24 protein-coding genes are annotated in these 24,259 nt (G+C 58.1%); 11 read left to right on the plus strand and 13 right to left on the minus strand.

Translation table 11 applies throughout. The features are described 5' to 3' along the window. Window positions 1-53 precede the first annotated feature (53 nt). A complete protein-coding gene (locus tag HYE77_RS12265) occupies window positions 54-416 on the plus strand; it encodes a hypothetical protein (protein ID WP_003211495.1) in 363 nt (120 codons plus the stop codon). Between the two features lie 43 nt (window positions 417-459). After that, the gene (locus HYE77_RS12270) at window positions 460-1,116 is read left to right on the plus strand and encodes a hypothetical protein (protein ID WP_177068829.1); all 657 of its coding nucleotides are present in this window, start codon (window positions 460-462) and stop codon (window positions 1,114-1,116) included. Between the two features lie 12 nt (window positions 1,117-1,128). On the opposite strand, the gene HYE77_RS12275 is transcribed toward HYE77_RS12270, so the two are convergent. The 6 genes from HYE77_RS12275 to argH form a co-directional block, all read right to left on the minus strand. After that, window positions 1,129-2,079, minus strand: a complete 951-nt coding sequence (locus tag HYE77_RS12275) for a hypothetical protein (protein WP_177049579.1) — start codon at window positions 2,077-2,079, stop codon at window positions 1,129-1,131. Window positions 2,080-2,143: 64 nt separating this feature from the next. Further along, window positions 2,144-3,313 carry an MFS transporter gene (locus tag HYE77_RS12280; protein ID WP_003211499.1) on the minus strand — a complete coding sequence of 390 codons (1,170 nt, stop codon included), beginning with the start codon at window positions 3,311-3,313 and terminating at the stop codon, window positions 2,144-2,146. Window positions 3,314-3,460: 147 nt separating this feature from the next. Beyond that, window positions 3,461-4,282, minus strand: coding sequence for an ABC transporter substrate-binding protein (locus HYE77_RS12285; RefSeq protein ID WP_102605193.1), 822 nt, complete (start codon window positions 4,280-4,282; stop codon window positions 3,461-3,463). 25 nt (window positions 4,283-4,307) lie between these two features. Continuing rightward, window positions 4,308-5,072, minus strand: a complete 765-nt coding sequence (locus HYE77_RS12290) for an amino acid ABC transporter ATP-binding protein (RefSeq protein ID WP_003211502.1) — start codon at window positions 5,070-5,072, stop codon at window positions 4,308-4,310. Window positions 5,073-5,096: 24 nt separating this feature from the next. Continuing rightward, window positions 5,097-5,975 carry an amino acid ABC transporter permease gene (locus HYE77_RS12295; RefSeq protein WP_003211504.1) on the minus strand — a complete coding sequence of 293 codons (879 nt, stop codon included), beginning with the start codon at window positions 5,973-5,975 and terminating at the stop codon, window positions 5,097-5,099. A 138-nt stretch (window positions 5,976-6,113) separates the two neighbouring features. After that, window positions 6,114-7,541 carry an argininosuccinate lyase gene (gene argH / locus HYE77_RS12300; RefSeq protein WP_177068830.1) on the minus strand — a complete coding sequence of 476 codons (1,428 nt, stop codon included), beginning with the start codon at window positions 7,539-7,541 and terminating at the stop codon, window positions 6,114-6,116. 262 nt (window positions 7,542-7,803) lie between these two features. Here argH and HYE77_RS12305 point away from each other — a divergent pair, with 262 nt between their 5' ends. The 3 genes from HYE77_RS12305 (at window position 7,804) to HYE77_RS12315 (ending at window position 9,681) form a co-directional block, all read left to right on the plus strand. Next, window positions 7,804-8,763, plus strand: a complete 960-nt coding sequence (locus HYE77_RS12305) for a LysR family transcriptional regulator (RefSeq protein WP_177068831.1) — start codon at window positions 7,804-7,806, stop codon at window positions 8,761-8,763. Window positions 8,764-9,044: 281 nt separating this feature from the next. Continuing rightward, complete coding sequence (gene vapB, locus HYE77_RS12310) at window positions 9,045-9,284, plus strand: type II toxin-antitoxin system VapB family antitoxin (RefSeq protein ID WP_008432930.1); 240 nt, start codon at window positions 9,045-9,047, stop codon at window positions 9,282-9,284. After that, window positions 9,277-9,681: a type II toxin-antitoxin system VapC family toxin gene (locus HYE77_RS12315; protein ID WP_026077784.1), complete on the plus strand. Its 405-nt coding sequence runs from the start codon at window positions 9,277-9,279 to the stop codon at window positions 9,679-9,681. The genes vapB and HYE77_RS12315 overlap by 8 nt, the downstream gene beginning before the upstream one ends. A gap of 41 nt (window positions 9,682-9,722) precedes the next feature. Here HYE77_RS12315 and HYE77_RS12320 read toward each other — a convergent pair whose 3' ends face one another. The 7 genes from HYE77_RS12320 to HYE77_RS12350 form a co-directional block, all read right to left on the minus strand. Beyond that, the gene (locus HYE77_RS12320; RefSeq protein ID WP_177022215.1) at window positions 9,723-10,364 is read right to left on the minus strand and encodes an HAD-IB family hydrolase; all 642 of its coding nucleotides are present in this window, start codon (window positions 10,362-10,364) and stop codon (window positions 9,723-9,725) included. Window positions 10,365-10,435: 71 nt separating this feature from the next. Continuing rightward, entirely contained in the window at window positions 10,436-11,149 is a 714-nt protein-coding gene (locus HYE77_RS12325; protein WP_177054593.1) for an HNH endonuclease, read from the minus strand. Window positions 11,150-11,294: 145 nt separating this feature from the next. Continuing rightward, a complete protein-coding gene (locus HYE77_RS12330) occupies window positions 11,295-12,545 on the minus strand; it encodes a ribonucleotide-diphosphate reductase subunit beta (RefSeq protein ID WP_102651166.1) in 1,251 nt (416 codons plus the stop codon). Between the two features lie 470 nt (window positions 12,546-13,015). After that, window positions 13,016-14,299 (minus strand): ABC transporter substrate-binding protein, encoded by a 1,284-nt coding sequence (locus HYE77_RS12335; RefSeq protein ID WP_134327172.1) that lies wholly within the window; start codon window positions 14,297-14,299, stop codon window positions 13,016-13,018. Window positions 14,300-14,336: 37 nt separating this feature from the next. Beyond that, complete coding sequence (locus HYE77_RS12340; RefSeq protein WP_177068832.1) at window positions 14,337-15,593, minus strand: DUF1479 domain-containing protein; 1,257 nt, start codon at window positions 15,591-15,593, stop codon at window positions 14,337-14,339. Between the two features lie 128 nt (window positions 15,594-15,721). Continuing rightward, the gene (locus HYE77_RS12345; protein WP_008435249.1) at window positions 15,722-16,585 is read right to left on the minus strand and encodes an AraC family transcriptional regulator; all 864 of its coding nucleotides are present in this window, start codon (window positions 16,583-16,585) and stop codon (window positions 15,722-15,724) included. Window positions 16,586-16,728: 143 nt separating this feature from the next. Then, the gene (locus HYE77_RS12350) at window positions 16,729-16,998 is read right to left on the minus strand and encodes a DUF2790 domain-containing protein (protein WP_008435250.1); all 270 of its coding nucleotides are present in this window, start codon (window positions 16,996-16,998) and stop codon (window positions 16,729-16,731) included. A 394-nt stretch (window positions 16,999-17,392) separates the two neighbouring features. On the opposite strand from HYE77_RS12350, the gene acs reads away from it, so the two are divergent. From acs to HYE77_RS12380, 6 genes are all read left to right on the plus strand, one after another. Continuing rightward, window positions 17,393-19,348: an acetate--CoA ligase gene (gene acs, locus HYE77_RS12355; RefSeq protein ID WP_003214346.1), complete on the plus strand. Its 1,956-nt coding sequence runs from the start codon at window positions 17,393-17,395 to the stop codon at window positions 19,346-19,348. 684 nt (window positions 19,349-20,032) lie between these two features. Continuing rightward, window positions 20,033-20,818, plus strand: coding sequence for an ABC transporter substrate-binding protein (locus HYE77_RS12360; RefSeq protein ID WP_003214343.1), 786 nt, complete (start codon window positions 20,033-20,035; stop codon window positions 20,816-20,818). Window positions 20,819-20,909: 91 nt separating this feature from the next. Then, on the plus strand, window positions 20,910-21,599 hold the full coding sequence (locus tag HYE77_RS12365) for an ABC transporter permease (protein WP_003214341.1): 690 nt from the start codon (window positions 20,910-20,912) through the stop codon (window positions 21,597-21,599). Then, window positions 21,596-22,294 carry an ABC transporter permease gene (locus HYE77_RS12370; RefSeq protein WP_177068833.1) on the plus strand — a complete coding sequence of 233 codons (699 nt, stop codon included), beginning with the start codon at window positions 21,596-21,598 and terminating at the stop codon, window positions 22,292-22,294. The genes HYE77_RS12365 and HYE77_RS12370 overlap by 4 nt, the downstream gene beginning before the upstream one ends. Before the next feature lies 1 nt (window position 22,295). Further along, window positions 22,296-23,408: a succinylglutamate desuccinylase/aspartoacylase family protein gene (locus HYE77_RS12375; protein ID WP_177068834.1), complete on the plus strand. Its 1,113-nt coding sequence runs from the start codon at window positions 22,296-22,298 to the stop codon at window positions 23,406-23,408. A 27-nt stretch (window positions 23,409-23,435) separates the two neighbouring features. Beyond that, a complete protein-coding gene (locus HYE77_RS12380) occupies window positions 23,436-24,200 on the plus strand; it encodes an ABC transporter ATP-binding protein (RefSeq protein ID WP_003214336.1) in 765 nt (254 codons plus the stop codon). Window positions 24,201-24,259 lie beyond the last annotated feature (59 nt).

Genomic DNA, 24,259 nt, shown 5'->3' on the forward strand with positions numbered 1-24,259 from the left:
AGCCGCAGGCTAGGGTTACTTCTCTATTCAAAAGAAAGTGACCGGGGGATGTCATGTCCATTTCCGAAAGCGATTGGCAGAAGTTCAAGGTCCTCAGGGCATTGGCGCTTGAACGCTTTTACCTAGGCGTACTGGCTGATGCAAAGACCATCAGCGAGCGCGAAACGCTTTCTGCCGAGGCTCGGTACAGGACGCTGTATAGCCTCACCAGAGATCGCGATAACGATGTCGTCCGAATGTTTGATCTCTACAGTCGTTCGAAAGCCCGCGAGAGCCTTGCGCAAATGATCAGGCATGATTTGTTGAGTGATTCAGAGTTGTCGGTATTAAGCGAAGAGACATTGAGCGCTATCGGCTACGCGGTCAGGCAGCGTTACGAAATCGAGTGGGTTGCTGCACACGTACAAGGCGACTGAGTCTTGTCTTAGACTTCAGTCAGAATATTCAGGAAATATCTTGATGCTTAGTTTTAATTGTACGCAGGCGGCTGGTAATTTTTTTAGCCGGGTTCACAAAGGCAAAAAAATTACCCTGGTTCAAAAACCGCCGACACAAGAGCGCCAGGGCGATGACCTGTACGCCGACCCTCATCAGTGGCTGGTCCATGCCGCGACGGTGCAACGTAAACATGTGCTGTTGGCGATACATCTGAAAACCCGCTATTGCATGCTGTTTTTTGATATGAAAAAAGCCGACGCCGATGGCTTCGTGCGCACCTTTATTAATCGGTGGATGAGTGGTGTTTTGGATCTCGCCTTGAAGTCTGATGTTTTGGATTTGGTTGATCCGTCTGTGCCTGAGCAGCAATTCGTCAGTTTGGTCGAGTCGTACTCTCTACAGCAGCGGGGTGATCGGAGTGCGCAGACTCAAATCAACGAAATATTGCGGAGTTTTGAGATGGACGCAGAAGGCGTGGATCTTGTTGCAATGCCTTGGAGCGCTCTGCATTACGACGCTCGAATCAACCATACGCCTCGAAGCTTGAAAGATGTGAAGGGGCTTCATTTACCGGATGAGGAAATGCTGATTCACTGGTTGGTCACGGTAGGCGGCTTGGACCCTGCGGGCGCCGCACTTGCACGTGAAAAGTACCGTTTATTCAGCCGAAGGGCCTGACCTGGAATCGCATTACCGTTCTCCCAACCCCGGCGCCTCGCGAATAATCAGGTGATCCAGGTTCTCGATATTGGCACTGAATACCCCGAACGTCTGCTCGGGGTTTTTCTTGCTTGGCACCTGTTTCAGCTCCGGCGTTACCCCGTAGAAGAAGCAATACAGCGCTCGATCACTGTCCACCGCGGCCTTGATCTGCTCCAGGAACGCCTTGCGCTTGCGGTAGTTCTCGATCAGTTTTTTGCTCAGGTAAACATTGATGGAGTAGGGCTTCTTGTCGAGCCAGGCTTTCTTTTCGAAGTCGATGCGAAAGCTGCTGGTGTAGTCCTTGATCTCCTTGATCTTGCCCCAGTAGATCAGGCCTTTATTGTCTTGCAGGTATTCGATCTTCTTGAAAAACGTCCAGTAGGTCGCGGTGTGCTCGCCGATCTTCAAGGGCATGCTTTTGAGCTTGTCCTTGTCGCCGATATTCGACACGTAGCATTCCACCGGGTGGGCAAAGACGCTGGTCTTGTCCGGGGTGGTGTCGCTTGAGCTGTGAGACAAGGCGTTGCGGGTTGCCGGCGTTTTCGGCGGCTCTTGTGCGGTGCCACCCTCAGCACCGATGACCGGCGTTTTGCGTTCGTACTGGCGCCGCGTCAGGACAAATTCCGACGGAAAGTTTTCCTCCGGCCCATCCTCAGATTCGCCTTTTCCGGCAGGGCGACTGGCGTAACGGCAACCCTCGATATGCCGGGTGCTGGGGATGTTCTTGAAGTGGGGCGTACGCAGGTAATTGACGTTTTTTGCATTGAACGTGCCCAACACATTGCCCGCCGCAAACGCCGCCCGGCATTCGTCGTTGGGGCACAGGAAACTGTCCTTGTCGGAATCGAAGGCGGCGGTTTCGTCGAAATTCAGGTCGCGCACGTCATAGATCGACAGCTTGTCGTCGAGACTCAGGCTGTAGGCCGTGTCGAATTTCATGGGGCTCGGGTCCGTGAGAGATTTCGCTATTAATAGCGGGATATCGAGCAAATATCAGTAGAAATTACGCACGGACCACCACACGCCGGCCACTCAGGAAACACAAGGTGCCACCCACTGCCGTCAACCCGCTCAGTACATAGAACATCGAGGCGGGGGATGCATTGATCAGCAGGTAGCCGCAGATTACCGGGCTCAAGGCGCCGCCAAATGCCGCCAGGTTTTGTGCGCCGTAATAACTGCCGCGCAGGGCGTCCGGGGCGATGGTGTCGATAAACAGGAACTCGGACGGGTAGATGATCATCTCCCCGAGGGTGAACACAAACATCGCGACACACCACGACACCAGGCCGTCCGCCATGCTGAAGCCGATCAACCCGGCAATAAACAGTGAGGTGCCGAGCACGATCCAGTAGCGCAGTTGTTCACGCTTGAGGAAGCGGCCGATCTGGTACTGCATCAGGATCACCGTGATCGCGTTGCACGCCAGCACCGCAGAGAGGATTTTCAGCGCGTTCTCCGGCTTGTAGGCCACCAGCAGAAATTGCGACAGATAGAGGGTGTAGCGCCCGTGGACAATGGTGCTCAACAGGCTGCCGCTGGTGAACAGGATCAAGGTGCGATCGCTGCGCAGCGTCCTCAGGGTGCTGAGAAAACTTAAGGGTTTGTTGCTGTCGTCGCGCTGGGTCGGTGGGATGCCGATCATCAGGAACAGGCTGCCAAAGGCAATCGCGCTGGCGATCAGGAACGGTGCCAGGGGCATCTGCCCGGCAATCACCACGCCGAGCATCGGGCCGGTGGCGTAGCCGACATTGGTCAGGGTGTAGCGCAGGGAAAACACCTTGGCCCGCTGGCCCACCGGCAGGTTCTCGCTGATGATCGCCTTGGAGCCGATCAGGAACAGCGCCGAAGCGGCTTCGGTGATCACCAGGGTCAGGGTGGTCAGGTACAGGTTGCTGGCAAAGGTCAGCAACAGAAAACCGATGGAGCTGGAAAGCATCGCCAGGATCAGCAGCTTGCGCTTTTCCAGGCGGTCGATGATGTAGCCACCGTAGAGGCCCAGCAGGGTGGCGATGAAGACGGCGATGCCCATCAGCAAGCCGATGTCTTGCTGGTTGAGGCCCAGGCGGGTGCTCAGCAACAGGGCGAGCAATGGGCTGGTCATGGCGCGGCTGACGACGATGGTCACCGAGCAGATCATCAGGCGGCGGATTACCAGGGAGTATGTGGCCACGGTGGGGCGGATGTCCTTATTCTTTTTTCAAGGCGATGAAGATCCAGTGTGGGAGCGGGCTTGCTCGCGAATGCGGTGTGTCAGTGCCAACTGTACTGGCTGATCCACCGCATTCGCGAGCAAGCCCGCTCCCACATTTAGATCGAGTTACTGGCCGGCATTGATGCTGATTTTTTCCACCGCACCCTGCTCCAGATCCCACTTCTGCAGAATCTTGCCGTACGTCCCGTCATCAATCATGCCCTGCAACGCCTCACTGATGGCCGTGACCAACTCGGTATTGCTCTTCTCAATCCCAAGCCCCGTGAACTGCTTGGAAATCGCCAGGCCCACCGGCTTGTATTTACCTTTGTCCAGCGACATCAGGTAAGGAATGGTTTCACTGCCTTGCATCGCCGCATCCAGACGGTTCTGCTGCAACTGTGCCCGCGCATCCGCCGAACCCTCAGTGCCAATCACTACGATGGCTGGCTTACCGGCCTTCTCGCAGTTTTCCTTGCTCCATGCGGCAATTTCCGACGGCCAGGTCGTACGTCGGCTGGTGCCGACTTTTTTACCGCACAGGTCAGTCAATTCCTTGAGGTCTTCACGCTTGGCCAGGGTGTACAGCTGCGGGCCGCTGGTGAAGTAGTCGATAAAGGTCACCGCCTTCTGACGCTCGGCAGTGTCGGTCATGCCCGACAGCACAATGTCCACGCGCTTGGTGGTCAGGCCGCTGAGCATTTGTTCGAAGCCGGTTTCCTGCCACTTGATCTTCACCCCCAAACGCTCGGCCAGGGCGTTGCCCAGGTCAAAGTCCAGGCCGGTGAGCTTGTTGGTGGCGGTGTCCTTGAAATCCATCGGCGGGTAGTTCGGCACGATGGCCGCGCTGATCTCACCCTTGTCCTTGATCGCTGCCGGCAATGCCGCCAAAACCGAAGTGGAGGCCATCAGGCCTACGAGCAAACTTGGAAGAAACAGATTTTTCATGGGGGCGTTCTCGTTAGTTTTTTAGTTAAGTGCGAACGGCAGAAATAAAGCTTTGGGTACGCGGGTTTTGTGGGCTTATTAGAATTTCTTCCGGGCTGCCGGCTTCCACAATCTGGCCGGCATCCATAAACACCATGCGGTTGGACACTTCGCGGGCGAAGCCCAACTCATGGGTGACCACAATCATGGTCATGCCGGTGGTGGCCAAATCGCGCATCACCGACAGCACTTCTCCTACCAGCTCCGGGTCGAGGGCTGACGTGGGTTCGTCAAACAACATCAGCTTGGGGCGCATCGCCAACGCACGGGCAATTGCCACACGTTGTTGCTGGCCGCCGGACAACTCCACCGGGTAGGCATTGCGTTTGTCCGCCAGGCCGACGCGGGCCAGCAACTCCAGCGCGTCCTCGGTGGCTTCCTTTGGCGAGCGCTTGAGCACCTGGCACGGGCCCTCGATGATGTTCTGCAACACAGTCATGTGCGGGAACAGATTGAAGCGCTGAAACACCATGCCGGTGGCCAACCGCTGACGGGCGATCTGTGATTCATTCAATTCGTGCAGCTTGTTGCCGACGACCCGGTAGCCCACCAGTTCGCCATCGACCCACAGGCCGCCCTTGTCGATTTTTTCCAGCTGATTGACGCAGCGCAGCAGGGTACTTTTGCCGGAACCGGACGGGCCGATGATGCACAGCACTTCGCCTTGTTCGACTTCCAGGTTGATGTCCTGCAACGCGTGATACTGGTCGTAGTACTTGTTCAGGTTCACGGCCTTGACGATGCTTCTCATGGGGCAAATCTCCTCAGTCAGGGCTTACGAACGCTTGCCGGCGCCGCGGGCAAAACGACGCTCAAGGCGGCTCTGACCGAATGAAAGAACAGTCACCACCGCCAAGTACCAGATGCCGGCAACAATCAGCAGCTCCATGACCCGGGCGTTGGCGTAGTAGATGTTTTGCGCGTTGTGCAGCAGCTCCGAGTACTGGATCACACTCGCCAGGCTGGTCATTTTCACCATGCTGATGAACTCGTTGCCTACAGGCGGAATGATCACCCGCATCGCCTGGGGCAGAATCACCCTACGCAGCGCCTGAAGGCTCGGCATGCCGATCGACTTGGCGGCTTCGTACTGGCCGGTGTCCACCGACAACAGGCCGGCGCGCACCACTTCAGCGGTGTAGGCACCCTGGTTGATGCTCAGGCCGAGGAGGGCGGCCACGAACGGCGTCATCAGGTCCACGGTATCGATGCTGAACAGGCCGGGAATCGCGATCACCGGGAAAATCAGCGCCAGGTTGAACCACAACAGCAGTTGCAGAATCAGCGGCGTACCCCGGAACAGCCAGGTGTAGGTGATGGCCACGTAGCGCAGGATCGGGTTGGCCGACATGCGCATGATCGCCGTGATCACCCCGATCACCACGCCCAGCGCCATCGCCAGGATCGACATGATGATGGTGTTCACCAGGCCCCAGATGATCGCCTCGGACGTGAGGAACTGACCGATGTAGGACCATTCGATCTGGCCGTTGGCGAATGCACGCAGCAAGGCAGCCAGTGCGATCACGATCAACGTGGCAAAAAACATCCGCCCGTAATAGCGACGCGGCACATGCTCGTACTGGGTGATATCGAACTGGTTCTCGGTCTGCTGGCGCTCGGCTTGCAAGCGCTCTGCCGGGGTTTGTTTCATGGTGACTCTCCAAAACAACTGAATACACTGATCGTTCCCACGCTCTGCGTGGGAATGCAGCAAGGGATGCTCTGCGTCCCCAAAGCGTGACGCGGATCGTCACAAGAGGCATTCCCACGCAGAGCGTGGGAACGATCTTTAAATTCGAAAGCCGGTGTAGTTTTCTGCCCACTTCTGTTGCGCAGCCAGAGCCACCTTCAACCGCCCAATCTGCTCCCGCACCCGATCCGGCGCCGTACCGCCCCAACCACTGCGCGCCGCAATCGCCGCTTCCAGGGTCAGGCACTCACGCACTTGCGGCGTCAGCCGCGTATCCACCTCCGCCAACAACGCCGGCGAGGCTTCCCACAATTCAATCTCATGCTTCTCACAGGCCTGCACCAAGGCACCGGTAATCTCATGGGCCTCCTTGAACGGCACACCACGAGTGGCCAGCCAATCCGCCACCTCAGTTGCCAATGTGAAACCCATCGGCGCCTGACGCCGCAGCTCTTCCACCTGCACCTTCATCGTCGCGACCATCCCGGCCATCGCCGGCAGCACCAGCAGCAACGTATCCACGCTGTCCAACACACTGTGCTTGTCTTCACTCAAATCGCGGTTGTACGACAGCGGCAAGGACTTGAGCGTGGACATCAACCCGGTCAGGTTGCCAATCAACCGCCCCGCTTTACCCCGCGCCAATTCGGCAATGTCCGGGTTCTTCTTCTGCGGCATGATCGAGCTACCGGTGGCGTAGGCATCGTCCAACTGCACCCAGCGAAACTGCCGCGACGACCACAGGCAAAACTCCTCCGACAGCCGCGAAATATTCACCCCGAGCATGCCCGCCACAAACAGAAACTCCGCCACGTGGTCGCGACTGGCTACAGCATCAATCGAGTTTTCGCACGGCCCGGTGTAACCCATCTCCTTGGCCGAATGCTCCGGCTGGCGCGCAATCGCCGAGCCGGCCATCGCTGCAGCACCCAGCGGCGACAACGCCGTACGCGCATCCCAATCCACCAGGCGCTGCACATCCCGCAGCATCGATTGCGCATGGGCCAGCAAGTGATGGGCGAACGCAATCGGCTGCGCCTGCTGCAAGTGGGTGAAGCCCGGGCAGATACTCTCGATATGCTGCTCGGCCTGGTCCACCAGCGCCTGCTGCAACCCCAACACCTCGGTGGTGATGGTGCGCGCGTGGTCCCGCAGGAACAGGCGCAAATCGTTGGCCGTCTGGTCATTGCGCGAACGCCCCGCGCGCAACTTGCCGCCCAGGGCGCCCAAACGCTCGGTCAACACCCGCTCGATGAACGTGTGCACATCCTCGTCATCCAGCGTCGGGTGCAGGCGGCCAGCGGCAAAGTCCTCACCGATGCGGTCCAGCGCTTCCAGGGTGCGCAAGGTTTCCGACTCATCCAGCAACCCGGCGCGCTGCAACTCACGGGCATGGGCCCGGGAGCCGGCGAGGTCGTAGGGCGTCAGGCGAAAATAGCGCTCGGGGCAACGGGACAGCGCCGCCAAAGCAGCAGACGGGCCGGACTTGAAACGAGCACCCCATAGGCGATCGGTGGGCTGAGACATGGTGTTCCTCACGCTTGTTTTTAGAAGTGACAAGCCCGATGGACGTGGCTTGGCCTTATGGATTCGGAGGGCAGTAGCAAAACGAAAAGTCCTGATCGTAGTGTCAGGTTTTTATGGGCGTTAAATCAGCCGGTAAAAGCTGTTCAACCCGCTATATTCAAGGTTGCCAAGGGCGGTTAAGTATGTTCATTATTGCCGCCCGGCGATGTTCATGGAGTAGGTCAAAGCCTGTTGAATATGGCACTTGAGGTCAACACGTATTATGGAAACCCCACTTTCCAATTCTGGAAACATACCGCCAAAACCCGGCACAAGACCGCCCCTGCAACTCAGCGGCCTGGATTTCAAATTGCTGCGGGTGTTCAAGGCTGTGGTCGAAGCGGGCGGCTTCAGCGCGGCGCAGAACGAGCTGAATGTGGGCCTGGCGGCGATCAGCAAGCAGATTTCCGACCTGGAAATTCGCATCGGCATGCGCCTGTGTACGCGAGGGCGGGAAGGGTTTGGCCTGACCGAAGAAGGCAAATTAGTCTATCAAGCGTCCATTGAATTATTTGCCTCGGTAGACAGTTTCAGGGACAAGCTTAGTTCGGCACAGAACGAACTGATCGGCGACCTTAGTGTGGGCGTTATTGATAACACCGTCTCCGACGTTAATTCACCGTTGATTAACGCGCTGGGAAGATTACATACAGAGTCGCCAAAAATAAGATTACGCCTACATGCCTCGCAACTGGACGAAGTTGAGCGGGGCGTGGTGGAAGGGCGGCTGATTGTCGGCATCGTCCCGGTGTACCAGCGCCGGGAAGAATTCGATTATTTCCCGCTGTACGAAGAAAAGTCCCACGCGTACTGCGGCGTCGGGCATTCGCTGTTTGAAGCGAGTGATATCAACGCAGATGTGTTGCGCCAGCATGAAGTGGTCAACCATCGTTACGCGATCCACAGCGACAAGGCCAACTTCGTCAGCTACGACAGCCAGTCCGCCTCGGCCTCACAGGTAGAAGCCGTCGCCATCCTCATCCTCACCGGCCGCTTCCTGGGCTTCCTTCCGGAACACTACGCCGCGCCGCTGGTGAAGGAAGGGCGCCTGCGCGTGTTATGCCCGGAGCAGATCCACCTGAGCACAGCGTTCAACCTCATCCTGCGCCACAACGCCCCACGAAGCCCGCTGGTCAAAGCCTTCGCAACGGCACTAGGCGTGGACCTCAAAGCGCCAATCTAATGAATTCCCACCACCCTTAGAACCTACAGAGATCCCCTGTGGGAGCTGTCGAGCCCCAGCGAGGCTGCGATGGGATCAACTCGGTCTACCCGCAGACCCTATCCACCCGCATCACCGCCGCAACTTGCCCAACTTCTTCGCATGAAAATGCGCTTCCTGCGCCGCTACCAACAGCTACCTGTTCGGCTACGCTTGTCGGGTAGCTGCTATAGAGCTATGCAATAGAGCATCTGCAAACTATCATTCTTACCTGTCTTCCCATGCCTAGAGAGGTGTTCCTTATGTCTACTGGAACGATCTTCACCAATAACCGTACACAAAATATCCGCATCCCTGCTGATATGCGTTTTCCCGCTGGGGTGAAAACTGTAGAGGTGCGTGCCGTGGGGCGCGAACTGATTATTTCGCCGGTTGAAAACACTTGGGACAGCTTTTTCCTTGCAAGCGAATCGGTATCTGATGATTTTATGGAGGAGCGCGCCGACCAAACCCAGCAAGAGCGAGAGTCCTTTGATGATTAAGTACATGCTTGATACGAACATCGTGATCTACATCATCAAGCGTCGGCCTATGGAAATACTGGAAAAATTCAATGCGAATGTAGGTCGTATGGTGATCTCTTCGATCACCCTTGCGGAATTGATGCACGGGGCCGAAAAAAGCCAGTTTGTTGAGAAAAATACTCGGGCGGTGGAGGACTTCATCTCCCGGCTTGACGTCATTCACTACGATGACAAGGCCGCTTTTCACTACGGCTCGATCCGCTCCGATCTCGAAAAGAAGGGCACTCCAATCGGCGTAAATGACCTGCACATCGCGGGCCACGCCAGAAGCTCAGGATTGGTCTTGGTGACTAACAACGAAGGTGAGTTCAAGCGAGTGAATGGCTTGATCGTGGAAAACTGGATCGCCGCCTAAGGCAGTCAATCCAGCGCACACAGATAGGTCGTCCAGGCGATTCAGCGTTGCTTGATTCGTTTCTTCTTCGCATGAAAATGCCGAAAATGCGCATCCTGCGCCGCCGCCAACAACTCCCGATCCCCGCGCGTATCACCCCAGGCCCTGAGCCGATACTCCCCCAGATCCCCATAAACCGCCTCAAGCCGAAGCACTTTGTTCTCGCACCGGCAATTATTCCCCGTGAGCTTGCCCGTCAACACCCCGTCCACCACCTCAAGCTCAGTGCCGATCAACCGGATCCCAAGCCGATCCGCAAACGGCTGCAACACCAACGCTGGCGATGCCGAACACAGCGTCACCACGGCCCCGGACTTCACCTCATCGGCCACCGATTGCAGCCCGGTTGGGCGCATCAGCTTGTTCCAATACGCCTGGCAATACGCTTCCGCTTTCTGCTGAACCCACGCCTTGTCCACGCCGGTCATAAAGGTGCGGATCAACTGCGCCTTGAGCTCATCACGGCTAATCACGCGCAACACAAACTGCGCGCCAGGTACGGCCAGCTTCACCATCCTGCGCACGAATTCGCCTTTACCAAAGGCGAACTTCAGGAACGGCACGAAGCTGTCGTGGTGGGTCAGGGTGCCGTCGAAGTCAAAGACGGAGAGTACTTTGGCATCCAAGGGGCCGGATTCGAGCATGTCTGGGTTCACGGGCGGGTCTCGGTCCTATCTCGTAATTTTGGTAATACATCAGTTGTGACCACAGAAGTTTACTCTTCTTTCAATCTTTCGATTTTCGAGTAAAGCCCTTTGGTGAAGTCACCGCGGTCACTTGATCGGTGACAACGCTGATGGCAATTCGGGCACAAGGCTACAGCATTGGTGATGCGATCCGAACCCTTCTGGGCGAGGTGCTTGACGTGATGTACTTCAAGAAATGGCAAGCCATCCACTTCGAAGGGAGCGTTTGAACCGCAGCCTTCGCAAATGCCATTGGCCTCATTCAATACCCAAGCGCGTACTTTGGGATCGCGAACAAAAGCCGTACCGACAATGGACACTTTCTGTGGCTTCGCAATTCCGTCCGGCACCTTCTCGATGGGCTGCTGCAGTAGCTTGGATGCTCGGCGGACGAGGGTTTGTTCATCTGCAGTTTGCGCTGTTTCATCTGATTCAAATATACGAAGGGCAGTGAGGGCTTTGCGAATCTGTTGTTCTACTCCCGAGCCCACGTTATTTGCAGGTTTGTACCCCTTGATCCGATACAGGCCCATTTGGACCAGAACCGCAGAGATATTCTGCATGCGAAACTCGATGGAGCCTTCTGTACGACCTGCGATTGGTCCCTGACGTAGCAATCGGTTTTCATGGGCTTTATTAAAGGGTTGGCCGCTCTTCTCCAACGCCAACATCTTCAAGTAGGTCTCGACTGCCGCGGCTAATTCCTCGTCGCTCCAGTCGATGCTGTCTTTTGTAATATCCATACAGTCGCCGAGGGTAGAAAGTCCTCGGACGATACTGAGTGGCCACTAGCACGTCTACGAAATTTCCTACGAGACTGTAGGATTTGGCACTCTGCAAATACAAAAAAGCCCTGAACAAGTCAGGGCTATTCAGTTGGCTAAGGAATCAATCCCAGCTAAGCGCACCACCAGTCTGATACTCGATCACACGAGTCTCAAAGAAATTCTTCTCTTTCTTCAAGTCCATGATCTCGCTCATCCACGGGAACGGGTTGGTGGTGCCTGGATACTCTTCCTTCAATCCAATCTGCGACAGACGACGGTTAGCGATGAACTTGAGGTAGTCCTCCATCATCGCCGCGTTCATCCCCAGCACCCCACGCGGCATGGTGTCACGCGCGTATTCGATCTCCAGCTGAGTCCCTTGCAGGATCATCTGGGTCGCTTCTTCCTTCATCTCGGCATCCCACAGGTGCGGGTTTTCGATTTTGATCTGGTTGATCACATCGATACCGAAGTTCAGGTGCATCGACTCATCCCGCAGGATGTACTGGAACTGCTCGGCCACGCCGGTCATTTTGTTGCGACGGCCCATGGACAAAATCTGGGTAAAGCCGCAGTAGAAGAAGATGCCTTCCAGTACGCAGTAGTAGGCCACCAGGTTGCGCAGCAGCTCTTTGTCAGTCTCAACGGTACCGGTTTCGAACTTCGGATCGGAGATCGAACGGGTGTACTTCAAGCCCCAGGCAGCCTTTTTGGCGACCGATGGAATCTCGTGGTACATGTTGAAGATCTCGCCTTCATCCATGGCCAGCGATTCGATGCAGTACTGGTAGGCGTGGGTGTGGATCGCTTCTTCGAAGGCCTGGCGCAGGATGTACTGGCGGCACTCCGGGTTGGTGATCAGGCGGTACACGGCCAGTACCAGGTTGTTCGCGACCAACGAATCCGCAGTGGAGAAGAAGCCGAGGTTGCGCATCACGATGCGACGTTCGTCGTCGGTCAGGCCTTCCGGATTTTTCCACAGGGCGATGTCGGCGGTCATGTTGACCTCTTGCGGCATCCAGTGGTTGGCGCAGCCGTCGAGGTATTTCTGCCAGGCCCAGTCGTACTTGAAAGGTACGAGTTGGTTGAGGTCGGCGCGGCAGTTGATCATGCGCTTTTCGTCAACGGCGACGCGGGCGGCGGAGCCTTCGAGTTCGGCTAGGCCTTCGGCGACGTCGAGTTTGTCGAGGGCGGCCTTGGCCCGGATGATCGCGGCGGAGTCATTGGCGGTGACGGCGCGGGCTTCGATGGCGGCAGCAGCGCCGGCACCGTCGAGGCGGTCCATGTTGGCTTCGGTGGCGTGGCCGGCGTTGGCGCCTTTGGCAACTACTTCGCCGTCTTCTTCTTTGTCGAACTCGTCCCAGCTCAGCATGACGTGTCGTCTCCTGCGTGAGGGCTCTAAGGTGCCCGTGTGAAACCGGATGGTTGGGTGTTCACACGGCCCAAAGGCCGCGGTGGATCTTAAGGAATCGTTTGTTGCAGCTAGCGCACGCATTAAACGGAATCAGGGTTACGGGTGTTCTGCTTGAGGCTTGAGGGGCGGAGCAATGCTTACTGGCTCCAGCGGGGGCCTCAGGTCTGGCTCTTCGTCCCCATGTAAAGGGATATTGCAGGCCCGATTTACCCGCGCATTATAGGGAAAAATTCGACTTTGTGTTGCGGCGGATGGTCTCGGTGAGCGGCCAAAATGGTGGTGTTTGCAGCCAAGGTCCGGGTTTACAAGGCTTTGCCTGGCTTGGATTTTTTTGACGGGCGGTAGGCGTTTGTTTCAGCGCGCCGAACTGGGGCAGATTCGGTCTGGAAGTTCTTGCGCCGTTTGGCGCAAGAACGGGTCGCGGGGGGTTACTGGGCTGCGGCTTTGATGCTGGCAAACATCTGCTTGCCAGCCTTGGCGGGGTCCGCGTCTTTATTGCTCATGAAGTTGCTGACCACATCAAACACCGCCCCTTGCACCGCCTGGGACGTGGACATGTTGAAGGCCATGCTCGGCTCCAGCGTGCCGGCGTTCTCGGCTTCGGCGAAGTCCTTGGCGGAAGCCTGGGCACAGCTGTCGAACTGGCTCATGTCCAGGCCCTTGATCACCGGGATGGAGCCTTTGTTCTGGTTGAACACGCTCTGGAATTGCGGCTCCAGGGCGATCTTGGCCAGGTCGTCGCGAGCCGCGTTGTTGCTCGGCGTATCATTTTTACTGGACGGTTTGAACATGGCCAGTGAGTCGATGGTGTAGCTATAAATGCCTTGTGAGCCGGGGAAGGGCACGCATTCATAATCGGCCCCGGCTTTTTTACCCGCCGCGGTCCACTCACTCTTGGCCCAGTCCCCCATGATTTGCATGCCGGCCTGGCCATTGATGACTTTGGCGGTTTCCATGTTCCAGTCCTGACCTGCGCCATTGGGGTCCATGTAGGTCTTCAACTTGCGCAGCGCGACAAAGACTTCGGTCATTTTGGGGCCGGTGAAGGTGGCTTCGTCGTTGTCGATAAAGGCTTTCTGGAAGCCATCGGCGCCCAGGATGCTGAGCACCAGGCCTTCAAATACGGTGGTGTCCTGCCAGGGTTGGCCGCCGTGGGCGATGGCGATATAGCCGGCGGCCTTGAGTTTGTCGCCGGCGGCGTAGAGTTCTTCCAGGGTGGCCGGGGCTTTGGACACGCCGGCTTTCTTGAGCACCTCGGGGTTGATCCATAACCAGTTGATGCGGTGGATGTTGAGCGGTACGGCGACGTAGTGGCCGTCGAATTTCATCAGTTGCGCAATGCTTTCGGGCAGCAGGCTGTCCCAGTGATTGGCCTTGGCGACGTCGTCGACGCTGGTCAGCAGGCCCAGCTTGCCCCACTCCTGAATGTCCGGAGCTTTGATCTGCGCGGCAGAGGGCGGGTTGCCGGAGACGGCGCGGCTCTTGAGGACGGTCATGGCAGCAGCGCCACCGCCGCCGGCCACGGCACTGTTTTGCCAGGTGAAGCCGTCTTTCTCGATCAGTTGTTGCAGCACCTGCACAGACTTGGCTTCCCCGCCCGAGGTCCAGTAGTGGACGACTTCAACAGTGCCTTTGCTGTCGGCTGCGTGAGCGGCGAACGTGCAAAGGCTGGCGAGGGAGATGGCAACGGCAAGGCGATGGGGGATTTTCATGTGGGATAACCCTTTTTGTTGTTTTGGGGAGCGGTGCTTATTCCAGCCCCAGCCCTTTGCGGCCGAGGGTGTTCAGTTGCGGCGTCATGAAGCGGTCTTTCCACTCTTTCTCGTAGTCCTCCCGGGCAAAGTCATCCGGCGAAACCCCTTGCTCGAACGCCCTGAGCACATCCTTGGCGTACCGCAGGTTTTTCGGGCACATGGGCGCGGCGGGCACGTACATCACGTTGCCCCAGCCCTGTTGGTTTTCGACGGGGGCGACGCTGTGGATCACGTCGCAGTGCCACCACACCGAATCGCCGGCCTGTACGTCCGGAATCGGGGTCATGCCCTGGACCAGCAGCGGGTGCCATTTCTCTGAAACTGGCAGCACCTTGCCCGGCGCAACGCCGCACAACTCATCTTCGGGGACGTCGTCCAGCAGCGGGCGCAGCAGCATATAGGCCATGGCCTTGGGGATCGGCAAGGTATGCAGCACGCCCTGGTCGGCCTGCATGTCGCACAGTGCGGTCCAGCCCTGGAAGGTACGGAAGGCCGAGCATTTCACCGTGTCCTTGTAGGCGTATTCATCGACTTCTGTGCGATTTGCAGCGTCCCAGGGGTCGTAGGACTTGAAGTCGTTGCGGTAGATCTTGTCGAACACCTTGAGGTAGGCGGGGTGCAGCCAGCGTTCCAGGGCGCCCGAGTCGGTGTGGGGGCCAAGCCCTTTGGAGGTGGTGCCGGGTGGGCGGCGGCGGACGCGGTCGGGGTACAGCGCATTGATGTCTGGGTCGAACCAATGCCGGCCTTGGGAGTTGTAGGTCCACAGGCGGTTCAGGAACGACTGTGCAGCGCCCATGCGTTCGTGTTGGCGCACTTGCATCTGGGCGTCGGACCAATAGATGGGGAATATTTCCGGGCGTGAGGCTTCGAGGTTGCCGAAGAAGTTGTCAGCCGGGCCGCGATACACCTCGTCGAAAAGGTTGTGGTCGAGGTAGTCCAGCAGGCTCTTGTCCCACGCCAGCACCTGTTCCCTGGGGAAGTGGTTGCGGATCACCAGGCAGCCCCGGCGTTTGATGAGGGCTCGTTGTGCTTCGGTGACCTGGCCGGTGGCGATGGTTTCAAAGTCGAGTTCGGGCCAGGCAGACTGCTGGGCCTTGATCGAGGCGATTTCAGCCCTGATGAACTCGCTGACCTCGGCGAACAGCGCAGGCACGTCGCCGATCTGCGCGCGCAGGGCCTTTTTCATGGCGACGATGCTGCGCTTGTAGTCGTCCGGCAGCTCGGCACATTCGAAGGCGTGGTAATTGCTCATTGGGTGACCTGTATTGTTGTTGTGCATACAGGTATGGAATCACCTCGGCCCGTCTGGGGGGCAGCCTGGTTTGCAGCGTTTGGCAGTACGATTGTGGCGTTTGTTTCGAGGCGTATAGAAGAATCGGCTTATTGAAAGTGATGCCCGTGTTGAAGCCGAAACTGTGACGGCGTCATGCCCTTGTGCGCCTTGAACTGCCGATTGAACAACGCCTGGGAGGCATAGCCGACCTGTTCGGAAATCGCGCTGACCGCCAGGTTGCCCCGCATCAATAAAGCGCAAGCATGTCCGATGCGTAGCCGGACGATGTAGTCCAGCGCCGTGCAGCGTGTGTGTTTGCGGAACATGCGATGGAAGGCTGAAACGCTGACGCAGGCCATTTGCGCCAGCTCGGGAATGCCGACAGGTTGCGCATAGTGGCCGTGCAGGTAGTCCAGAACGCGGCGGATGCGCGCGTCTTCAACGATGTGAGGGGCGGCGTTTTCCGTCGCGATGCGCTGCGCGGCGATATCCCGGGACAATGTGTTGAGCACGCTGAGCAACGAGATCAGTCGCTGGGAAGCGTCTTGCTCGACCATTGCTTCGATCACCGGGCGCAGCGCCCGGGACGTAGCATCACTGAAACTCAACGCCTGTCGCGCTGCAGCCAATAGCGCACGCGTCGACCCCATCTCCGGAAACAGTTGCACCAGCGAGTCCGCCCAGGCCTCGGAAAACCAGATGACCAGGGCAATGTGCGGTTTGGCGGGGTCGATCAGCTCGGCGGAAGACCAGCTATGGGGCACGTTCGGGCCCACCAGCACCAGGTCGCCGTCATCGTACAGCGCCACATCGTTGCTGATATAGCGGTGCCCGCGGCTGTTGAGGGTGAGGGTCAGTTCGTATTCGGGATGGTGATGCCATTCAAACGGAATCGCCTCCGGTAGACGCCTGTTCAGCAGGGTCCAGGAGGTGTTCGCCTCGGTGGGGATTTTTTCGAAACTGGCTCGCATGAATGCATCCTGCCTTGCAGGTGAGGTGGCGGCGCCACAATCGTAGCATTCGATTCAAGCGGTAGGGGATAAGCCGGCTCTTTGCCGCAAGAACGATTTCTTGCGGCGAATAAGATCAGGTTCAGTTCAAACTAACGAAGTTATTATCCGTTAGAGCAACCGTTACCCATGACCTGATATTGAAGAATATGACGCTGACCTTGTGAGTCTTCATATTCCATTTTTACCGGTACAACTTTGCATACATCCGGGACTTCACTCATGGACACTACTTTGGCGACGTCCAGATGGGTGCTGTAAGTGTAATCCTCAACAATCGGGGTGCTCTGGCTGGCTACGTCAGTCGGGGCTTCGTCGGCCAGGGCGGCGGTGGCGCACAAGCTGCTAAGGGCCATAACTAATAACGCTTTCATTTGACTATTTACCTTTTGGCGGTCGAAAGGGGTCACGGGGCCCTTGTGAGGCCACGTGTGTAACTTGATTGGGAAGTTCGGATTAACGTTGCCTTCGTGGGGGCTGTTACGTTGTTAATCACAGTGCCTTGATGGCGAGGTTGATTTTAGGCGTCCGAGTTATATTCATATACCCGTGCTTTTGATAAACACTATTGGTGGTTTTTGTAACAATCGCGAAATGAAGGTTTTTTCAGAAACCTGCAAAGCGCCACGGGCCGCGGGCCAGAGCGCTGCCAGGGGATAGGTGGGCAATTTGTAGGGGCTTGTTACTACCATCGTCGAATGGTTCTATAGGTCCGGCCCGGCTACAACAGGGTCATACAACAACAACTATGTCACCGAGGTAAGAAAGATGAGTGCGGCTTCTCTGTACCCCGTTCGCCCCGAAGTAGCAGCCAATACGCTGACCGATGAGGCGACCTACAAGGCCATGTACCAGCAGTCGGTGGTCAACCCCGACGGTTTCTGGCGCGAGCAAGCCAAGCGCCTTGACTGGATCAAGCCTTTCACCACGGTGAAGCAGACCTCCTTCGACGATCACCATGTCGACATCAAATGGTTTGCCGACGGCACCCTCAACGTTTCCTACAACTGCCTGGACCGCCACCTCGCCGAGCGTGGCGACCAGCCAGCAATCATCTGGGAGGGCGACGACCCTGCCGAAAGCCGCACCATCACCTACCGCGAGCTGCATGAAGAAGTCTGCAAGTTCGCCAACGCCCTGCGCGGCCAGGATGTGCACCGCGGCGACGTGGTGACTATCTATATGCCGATGATTCCCGAAGCCGCGGTCGCCATGCTGGCCTGTGCCCGGATCGGTGCGATTCACTCGGTGGTGTTTGGCGGGTTCTCGCCAGAGGCCCTGGCCGGTCGGATCATCGACTGCAAATCCAAGGTGGTGATCACCGCCGACGAAGGCATTCGTGCCGGCAAGAAGATTTCCCTGAAGGCCAACGTCGACGACGCCCTGACCAACCCGGAAACCAGCAGCATCCAGAAAGTCATCGTGTGCAAGCGCACCGGTGGCAACATCAAGTGGAACCAGCATCGCGACATCTGGTACGAAGACCTGATGAAAGTGGCGGGCACCGTGTGTGCGCCGAAAGAGATGGGCGCCGAAGAAGCGCTGTTCATCCTTTACACCTCCGGCTCCACCGGCAAGCCGAAGGGCGTGCAGCACACCACCGGCGGCTACCTGTTGTACGCAGCCCTGACCCACGAGCGCGTGTTTGACTACCGCCCGGGCGAAATCTACTGGTGCACCGCCGACGTCGGCTGGGTCACCGGCCACACCTATATCGTCTATGGCCCACTGGCCAACGGCGCGACCACGCTGATGTTCGAAGGCGTGCCGAACTATCCGGACATCACCCGGGTGGCGAAGATCGTCGACAAGCATAAGGTCAACATCCTCTACACCGCACCGACCGCGATCCGCGCCATGATGGCTTCCGGCACCGCCGCCTGCGAAGGCGCCGATGGCAGCAGCTTGCGCCTGCTGGGTTCGGTGGGTGAGCCGATTAACCCGGAAGCGTGGGACTGGTACTACAAGAACGTCGGTCAATCCCGTTGCCCGATCGTCGATACCTGGTGGCAGACCGAGACCGGCGGCAACATGATGAGCCCGCTGCCGGGCGCCCATGCACTCAAGCCGGGTTCGGCGGCACGTCCGTTCTTTGGCGTGGTACCGGCGCTGGTGGATAACCTCGGCAACCTGATTGAAGGCGTGGCCGAGGGTAACCTGGTGATCCTGGATTCGTGGCCGGGCCAGGCACGTACGCTGTATGGCGACCATGACCGGTTTGTGGACACCTACTTCAAGACCTTCCGTGGCATGTACTTCACCGGTGACGGTGCGCGCCGTGACGAGGATGGCTACTACTGGATCACCGGTCGGGTGGACGACGTGCTGAACGTCTCCGGCCACCGCATGGGCACCGCCGAGATTGAGAGCGCCATGGTTGCGCACCCGAAAGTCGCGGAAGCGGCGGTGGTGGGTGTGCCTCATGACATCAAGGGCCAGGGCATCTATGTGTATGTCACGCTGAAAAACGGCGAAGAGCCGAATGAAGCGTTGCGCCTGGAGTTGAAAAACTGGGTGCGTAAAGAGATCGGGCCGATTGCTTCACCGGATGTGATCCAGTGGGCACCGGGCTTGCCGAAGACCCGTTCGGGGAAAATCATGCGCCGGATCCTGCGCAAGATTGCCACCGCTGAATACGACGGGTTGGGCGATATCTCCACCCTGGCGGATCCGAGTGTGGTGGCGCATTTGATCGAGACGCACAAGACCATGAACGTCGCGTAAGGCGGGTTTGTGGGACGAAGCCCCATTCGGCGTAGGCCGGGTGGGGCTTTTTTGTGCGATCGGACAGGCGACCTATAACCCATGTGGGAGCGGGCTTGCTCGCGAAGGCGGCGTGTCAGCCAGCACATCACCCACTGACACACCGCCTTCGCGAGCAAGCCCGCTCCCACATTTTGATTGCATTCCAAGATTGGTCATTCAGTGGCGCGACTTACACAAGGCCAATAAATATCGGATTGTGTTGTAGGAAGTTTCTGAATGTTACCGAGCCCGGCAAATGTGTAACCCCACGCCCAAACATGAGGCAAAGTGCTACGCCTTTGCCCCGAAAACCCGCGTCTTAGACGCCCTGAAAAATTAGATCCAACGCTACACTTGCCGTGCTAGAAGGGTTTGCGAATAATAGGCCCGCAACTTGCAGCGTTAACAGGTTTAATATCTTTTGCCTCTGCATAAAATCAAGAGGCTGTCAATGTGCTGGAACCGCTTTCTCGGTGCTTCTGTAAATTGTTGTCGCATTGAGGAAATATCGGCTTCCGGCCTGTCGTTAGAATGCCGATCACTCGCTCGTCGTCGCCGATGCTGAACTGGCGCAGGACGCAGCACCGCTATTCGGTTTCACTCATTCGCATCGTGGGCCCTGGCTCATACTGCTGTTTTGCCCTATACCGATGGAGTCCCAAGATGAAGAAACTCGTGCTGTTGGGCGCCCTGGCGCTGTCCGTGCTGTCCATGCAGGCTTTCGCCGAAGGCAAGCCACTGAAGATTGGTATTGAAGCGGCTTACCCTCCGTTTGCCTCCAAGGCACCGGACGGCAGCATCGTCGGTTTTGACTACGACATCGGCAACGCCCTGTGTGAGCAGATGCAGGTCAAGTGCACCTGGGTCGAGCAGGAATTCGACGGCCTGATCCCGGCGCTGAAAGTGCGCAAGATCGACGCCATCCTGTCCTCGATGTCCATCACCGACGATCGCAAGAAGTCCGTGGACTTCACCAACCGCTACTACCTGACCCCAGCTCGCCTGGTATTGAAGGAAGGCACTGCCGTCAGCGACAGCCTGGATGAATTGAAAGGCAAGAAAATCGGCGTGCAGCGCGGTTCGATCCACGACCGTTTCGCCAAGGAAGTGCTGGCTCCCAAAGGCGCCACCATTGTTCCTTACAGCTCGCAGAACGAAATCTACCTGGACGTAGAAGCCGGTCGCCTTGATGGCACCGTGGCCGACGCCACCCTGTTGCAGGAAGGTTTCCTCGACACGCCAGCCGGTAAAGGCTACGCGTTCACCGGCCCGGCCTTCACTGACGCCAAGTACTTCGGCGACGGTATCGGCATCGCGGTACGTAAAGGCGACAAGGAAAACCTGGACCGCATCAACGCTGCAATCGCTGCGATCCGTGCCAACGGCAAGTACAAGGCAATCCAGGACAAGTACTTCAACTTCGACATTTACGGCCCAGAAGCCAAGTAAACCGTCGCAGCTGTCTGTCCAGAATGGCGCAAGCACCAGGATCTCTGAAGTTTGCGCCATTTTTTCATCCCCCTTTTCGAGGACCTGAATCATGTTGAAAGGCTACGGGGCTGTCATCCTCGATGGCGCATGGTTGACGCTTCAGCTCGCCTTGTCGTCCATGGCCCTGGCCATTGTTCTGGGTCTGATCGGGGTCGCGTTGCGCCTCTCGCCGGTGCGCTGGTTGGCCTGGCTGGGCGACCTGTACTCCACGGTGATCCGCGGGATCCCCGACCTGGTGCTGATCCTGCTGATTTTCTACGGTGGTCAGGACCTGCTTAACCGCGTTGCGCCGTTGCTCGGCTACAACGACTACATTGACTTGAACCCCTTGGCCGCCGGTATCGGCACCCTGGGTTTCATCTTTGGCGCCTACCTTTCGGAAACCTTCCGTGGCGCCTTCATGGCCATTCCCAAGGGCCAGGCCGAAGCCGGCCTGGCTTATGGCATGAGCCCGTTCCAGGTGTTTTTCCGGGTGATGGTGCCGCAGATGATTCGGCTGGCGATCCCCGGGTTTACCAACAACTGGCTGGTACTGACCAAGGCCACCGCATTGATTTCGGTGGTGGGCCTGCAAGACATGATGTTCAAGGCCAAGCAGGCGGCAGACGCCACCCGCGAACCTTTTACCTTCTTCCTCGCAGTGGCGGCGATGTACCTGGTGATCACCAGCGTGTCGTTGCTGGCCCTGCGTCATCTTGAGAAGCGCTACTCGGTAGGCGTAAAGGCGGCTGATCTATGATCTTCGACTACAACGTCATCTGGGAGGCCATGCCGCTGTACCTCGGCGGCTTGCTGACCACCCTGAAACTGCTGGCCATTTCGCTGTTCTTCGGTTTGCTCGCGGCCTTGCCCCTGGGCCTGATGCGCGTGTCCAAGCAGCCCATCATCAACGGTGTTGCCTGGCTCTACACCTATGTGATTCGCGGCACGCCGATGCTGGTGCAGCTGTTCTTGATCTACTACGGCCTGGCCCAGTTCGAAGCGGTGCGCGAAAGCTTCATGTGGCCACTGCTGTCCAGCGCGACCTTCTGCGCGTGCCTGGCGTTTGCCGTGAACACCAGCGCCTATACCGCCGAGATCATCGCCGGCAGCCTCAAGGCCACGCCCCACGGCGAGATCGAGGCAGCCAAGGCCATGGGCATGTCGCGCTACAAGCTGTACCGCCGGATCCTGCTGCCATCGGCCCTGCGCCGGGCGCTGCCGCAATACAGCAACGAAGTGATCATGATGCTCCAGACCACGAGCCTGGCCTCCATCGTCACCCTGATCGACATCACCGGTGCCGCACGCACGGTGAACGCCCAGTACTACTTGCCGTTCGAAGCCTATATCACTGCGGGTGCGTTCTACCTGTGCCTGACCTTCATCCTGGTGCGCCTGTTCAAGTTGGCCGAAGGCCGCTGGCTGAGCTACCTGGCTCCACGGAAGCATTGATATGGAACGTATCGATCACCTGTTGCCCTGGGGTCACCTGGGCTGCGAACGCCAGCTGACGGTGTTTCGTTTCGGTAGCGGCGAGCGCAAGGCTTATATCCAGGCCAGCCTGCACGCGGATGAATTACCCGGCATGCGCGCCGCCTGGGAGCTGAAAAAGCGCCTGACGGAACTGGAACAGCAAGGCGCCCTCAACGGCGTGATCGAGCTGGTTCCCGTCGCCAATCCGATGGGCCTGGGGCAACTGCTGCAAGGCAGTCACCAGGGCCGTTTCGAGATCGGCAGCGGCAAGAATTTCAACCGCGACTTCGTTGAATTGAGCGAGCCGGTTACCGAGTTGCTCAAAGGCAAGCTGGGGGATGATCCTCACGCCAATGTGCGCTTGATCCGCCAGGCCATGAGCGATGCGCTCAATGCGTTGCCGGCGCCGAGCAGCCAGTTGCAAGGCATGCAGCGGGTGTTGCTGAGCCATGCCTGCACCGCCGACGTGGTCCTCGACCTGCATTGCGACGCCGAAGCCGCGTTGCACATGTACGCGCTGCCGCAACACTGGCCGCAGTGGCGTTCGCTGTCGGCGCACCTGAATGTGAAGGTCGGCCTGCTGGCGGAAGATTCCGGCGGCAGTTCGTTTGACGAAGCCTGCTCGCTACCGTGGCTGCGGCTGTGCCGGGCGTTCCCCGAGGCGCAGATTCCCCTGGCGTGCCTGGCGACGACTCTGGAGCTGGGTGGCCAGGCCGATACTGGCCGTGACGAAGCGATTTTCCACGCTGAAGGCATCCTGGCGTTCCTCGCCGAGCAAGGCCTGATCCGTGGTGAATGGCCCGCGCCGCAGCACGAGCCCTGCGAAGGCCTGCCCTTCGAAGGCACCGAGTTGTTGTTCGCGCCCCACGCCGGTGTGATCAGCTACCTGCGTAAAGCCGGTGACGTAGTCGAAGCCGGCGACCCGATATTTGAAGTGATCGATCCCTTGTCCGACCGCGTGAGCATTGTTTGCGCGGGTACGCCTGGGGTGTTGTTTGCCGTTGAACGGCTACGTTATGCCCAAGCGGGTTTCTGGCTGGCCAAGGTGGCGGGGCGCGAAGCGCTGCGGCACGGGCGCTTGCTCAACGACTGACCAACTGTTTTTGTGAGAACCGACCGCATGTACAAACTTGAAGTCCAAGACCTGCATAAACGCTATGGCAGTCATGAAGTGCTCAAAGGTGTGTCCCTGGCCGCCGCGGCCGGTGATGTGATCAGCATCATCGGGTCCAGTGGCTCGGGCAAAAGTACCTTTTTGCGCTGCATCAACCTGCTGGAGCAGCCCCACGCCGGCAAGATTCTGCTCAATAACGAAGAGCTGAAACTGGTGGCCAACAAGGACGGCGCCATGAAGGCCGCGGACCCGAAACAGCTGCAACGCATGCGTTCGCGACTGTCGATGGTGTTCCAGCATTTCAACCTGTGGTCCCATATGACCGCGCTGGAAAACGTCATGGAAGCACCGGTGCACGTCTTGGGCATGTCGAAAAAAGACGCCCGGGAAAAGGCCGAGCACTACCTGGCTAAAGTGGGTGTGGGCCATCGTAAGGATGCGTTCCCTGGCCACATGTCCGGCGGTGAACAGCAACGCGTGGCGATTGCCCGTGCCCTGGCGATGGAGCCTGAGGTGATGCTGTTCGACGAACCCACCTCGGCCCTCGACCCGGAGCTGGTGGGCGAAGTGCTCAAGGTGATGCAGGACCTGGCCCAGGAAGGCCGGACCATGGTGGTGGTGACCCACGAAATGGGCTTTGCCCGTGAAGTCTCCAACCAGTTGGTATTCCTGCACAAAGGCATCGTTGAAGAACGTGGCAACCCGCGCGAAGTGCTGGTCAACCCACAGTCCGAGCGTTTGCAGCAGTTTCTTTCCGGCAGCTTGAAGTAAACAGAACTGCTTTTATGCACTGAATTAGTGCAAGCTTCACAGCTTTAAGGCTGACCCCG

It is taken from the genome of Pseudomonas sp. IPO3774, from assembly GCF_013386835.1.
Taxonomy (GTDB): Bacteria; Pseudomonadota; Gammaproteobacteria; order Pseudomonadales; family Pseudomonadaceae; genus Aquipseudomonas.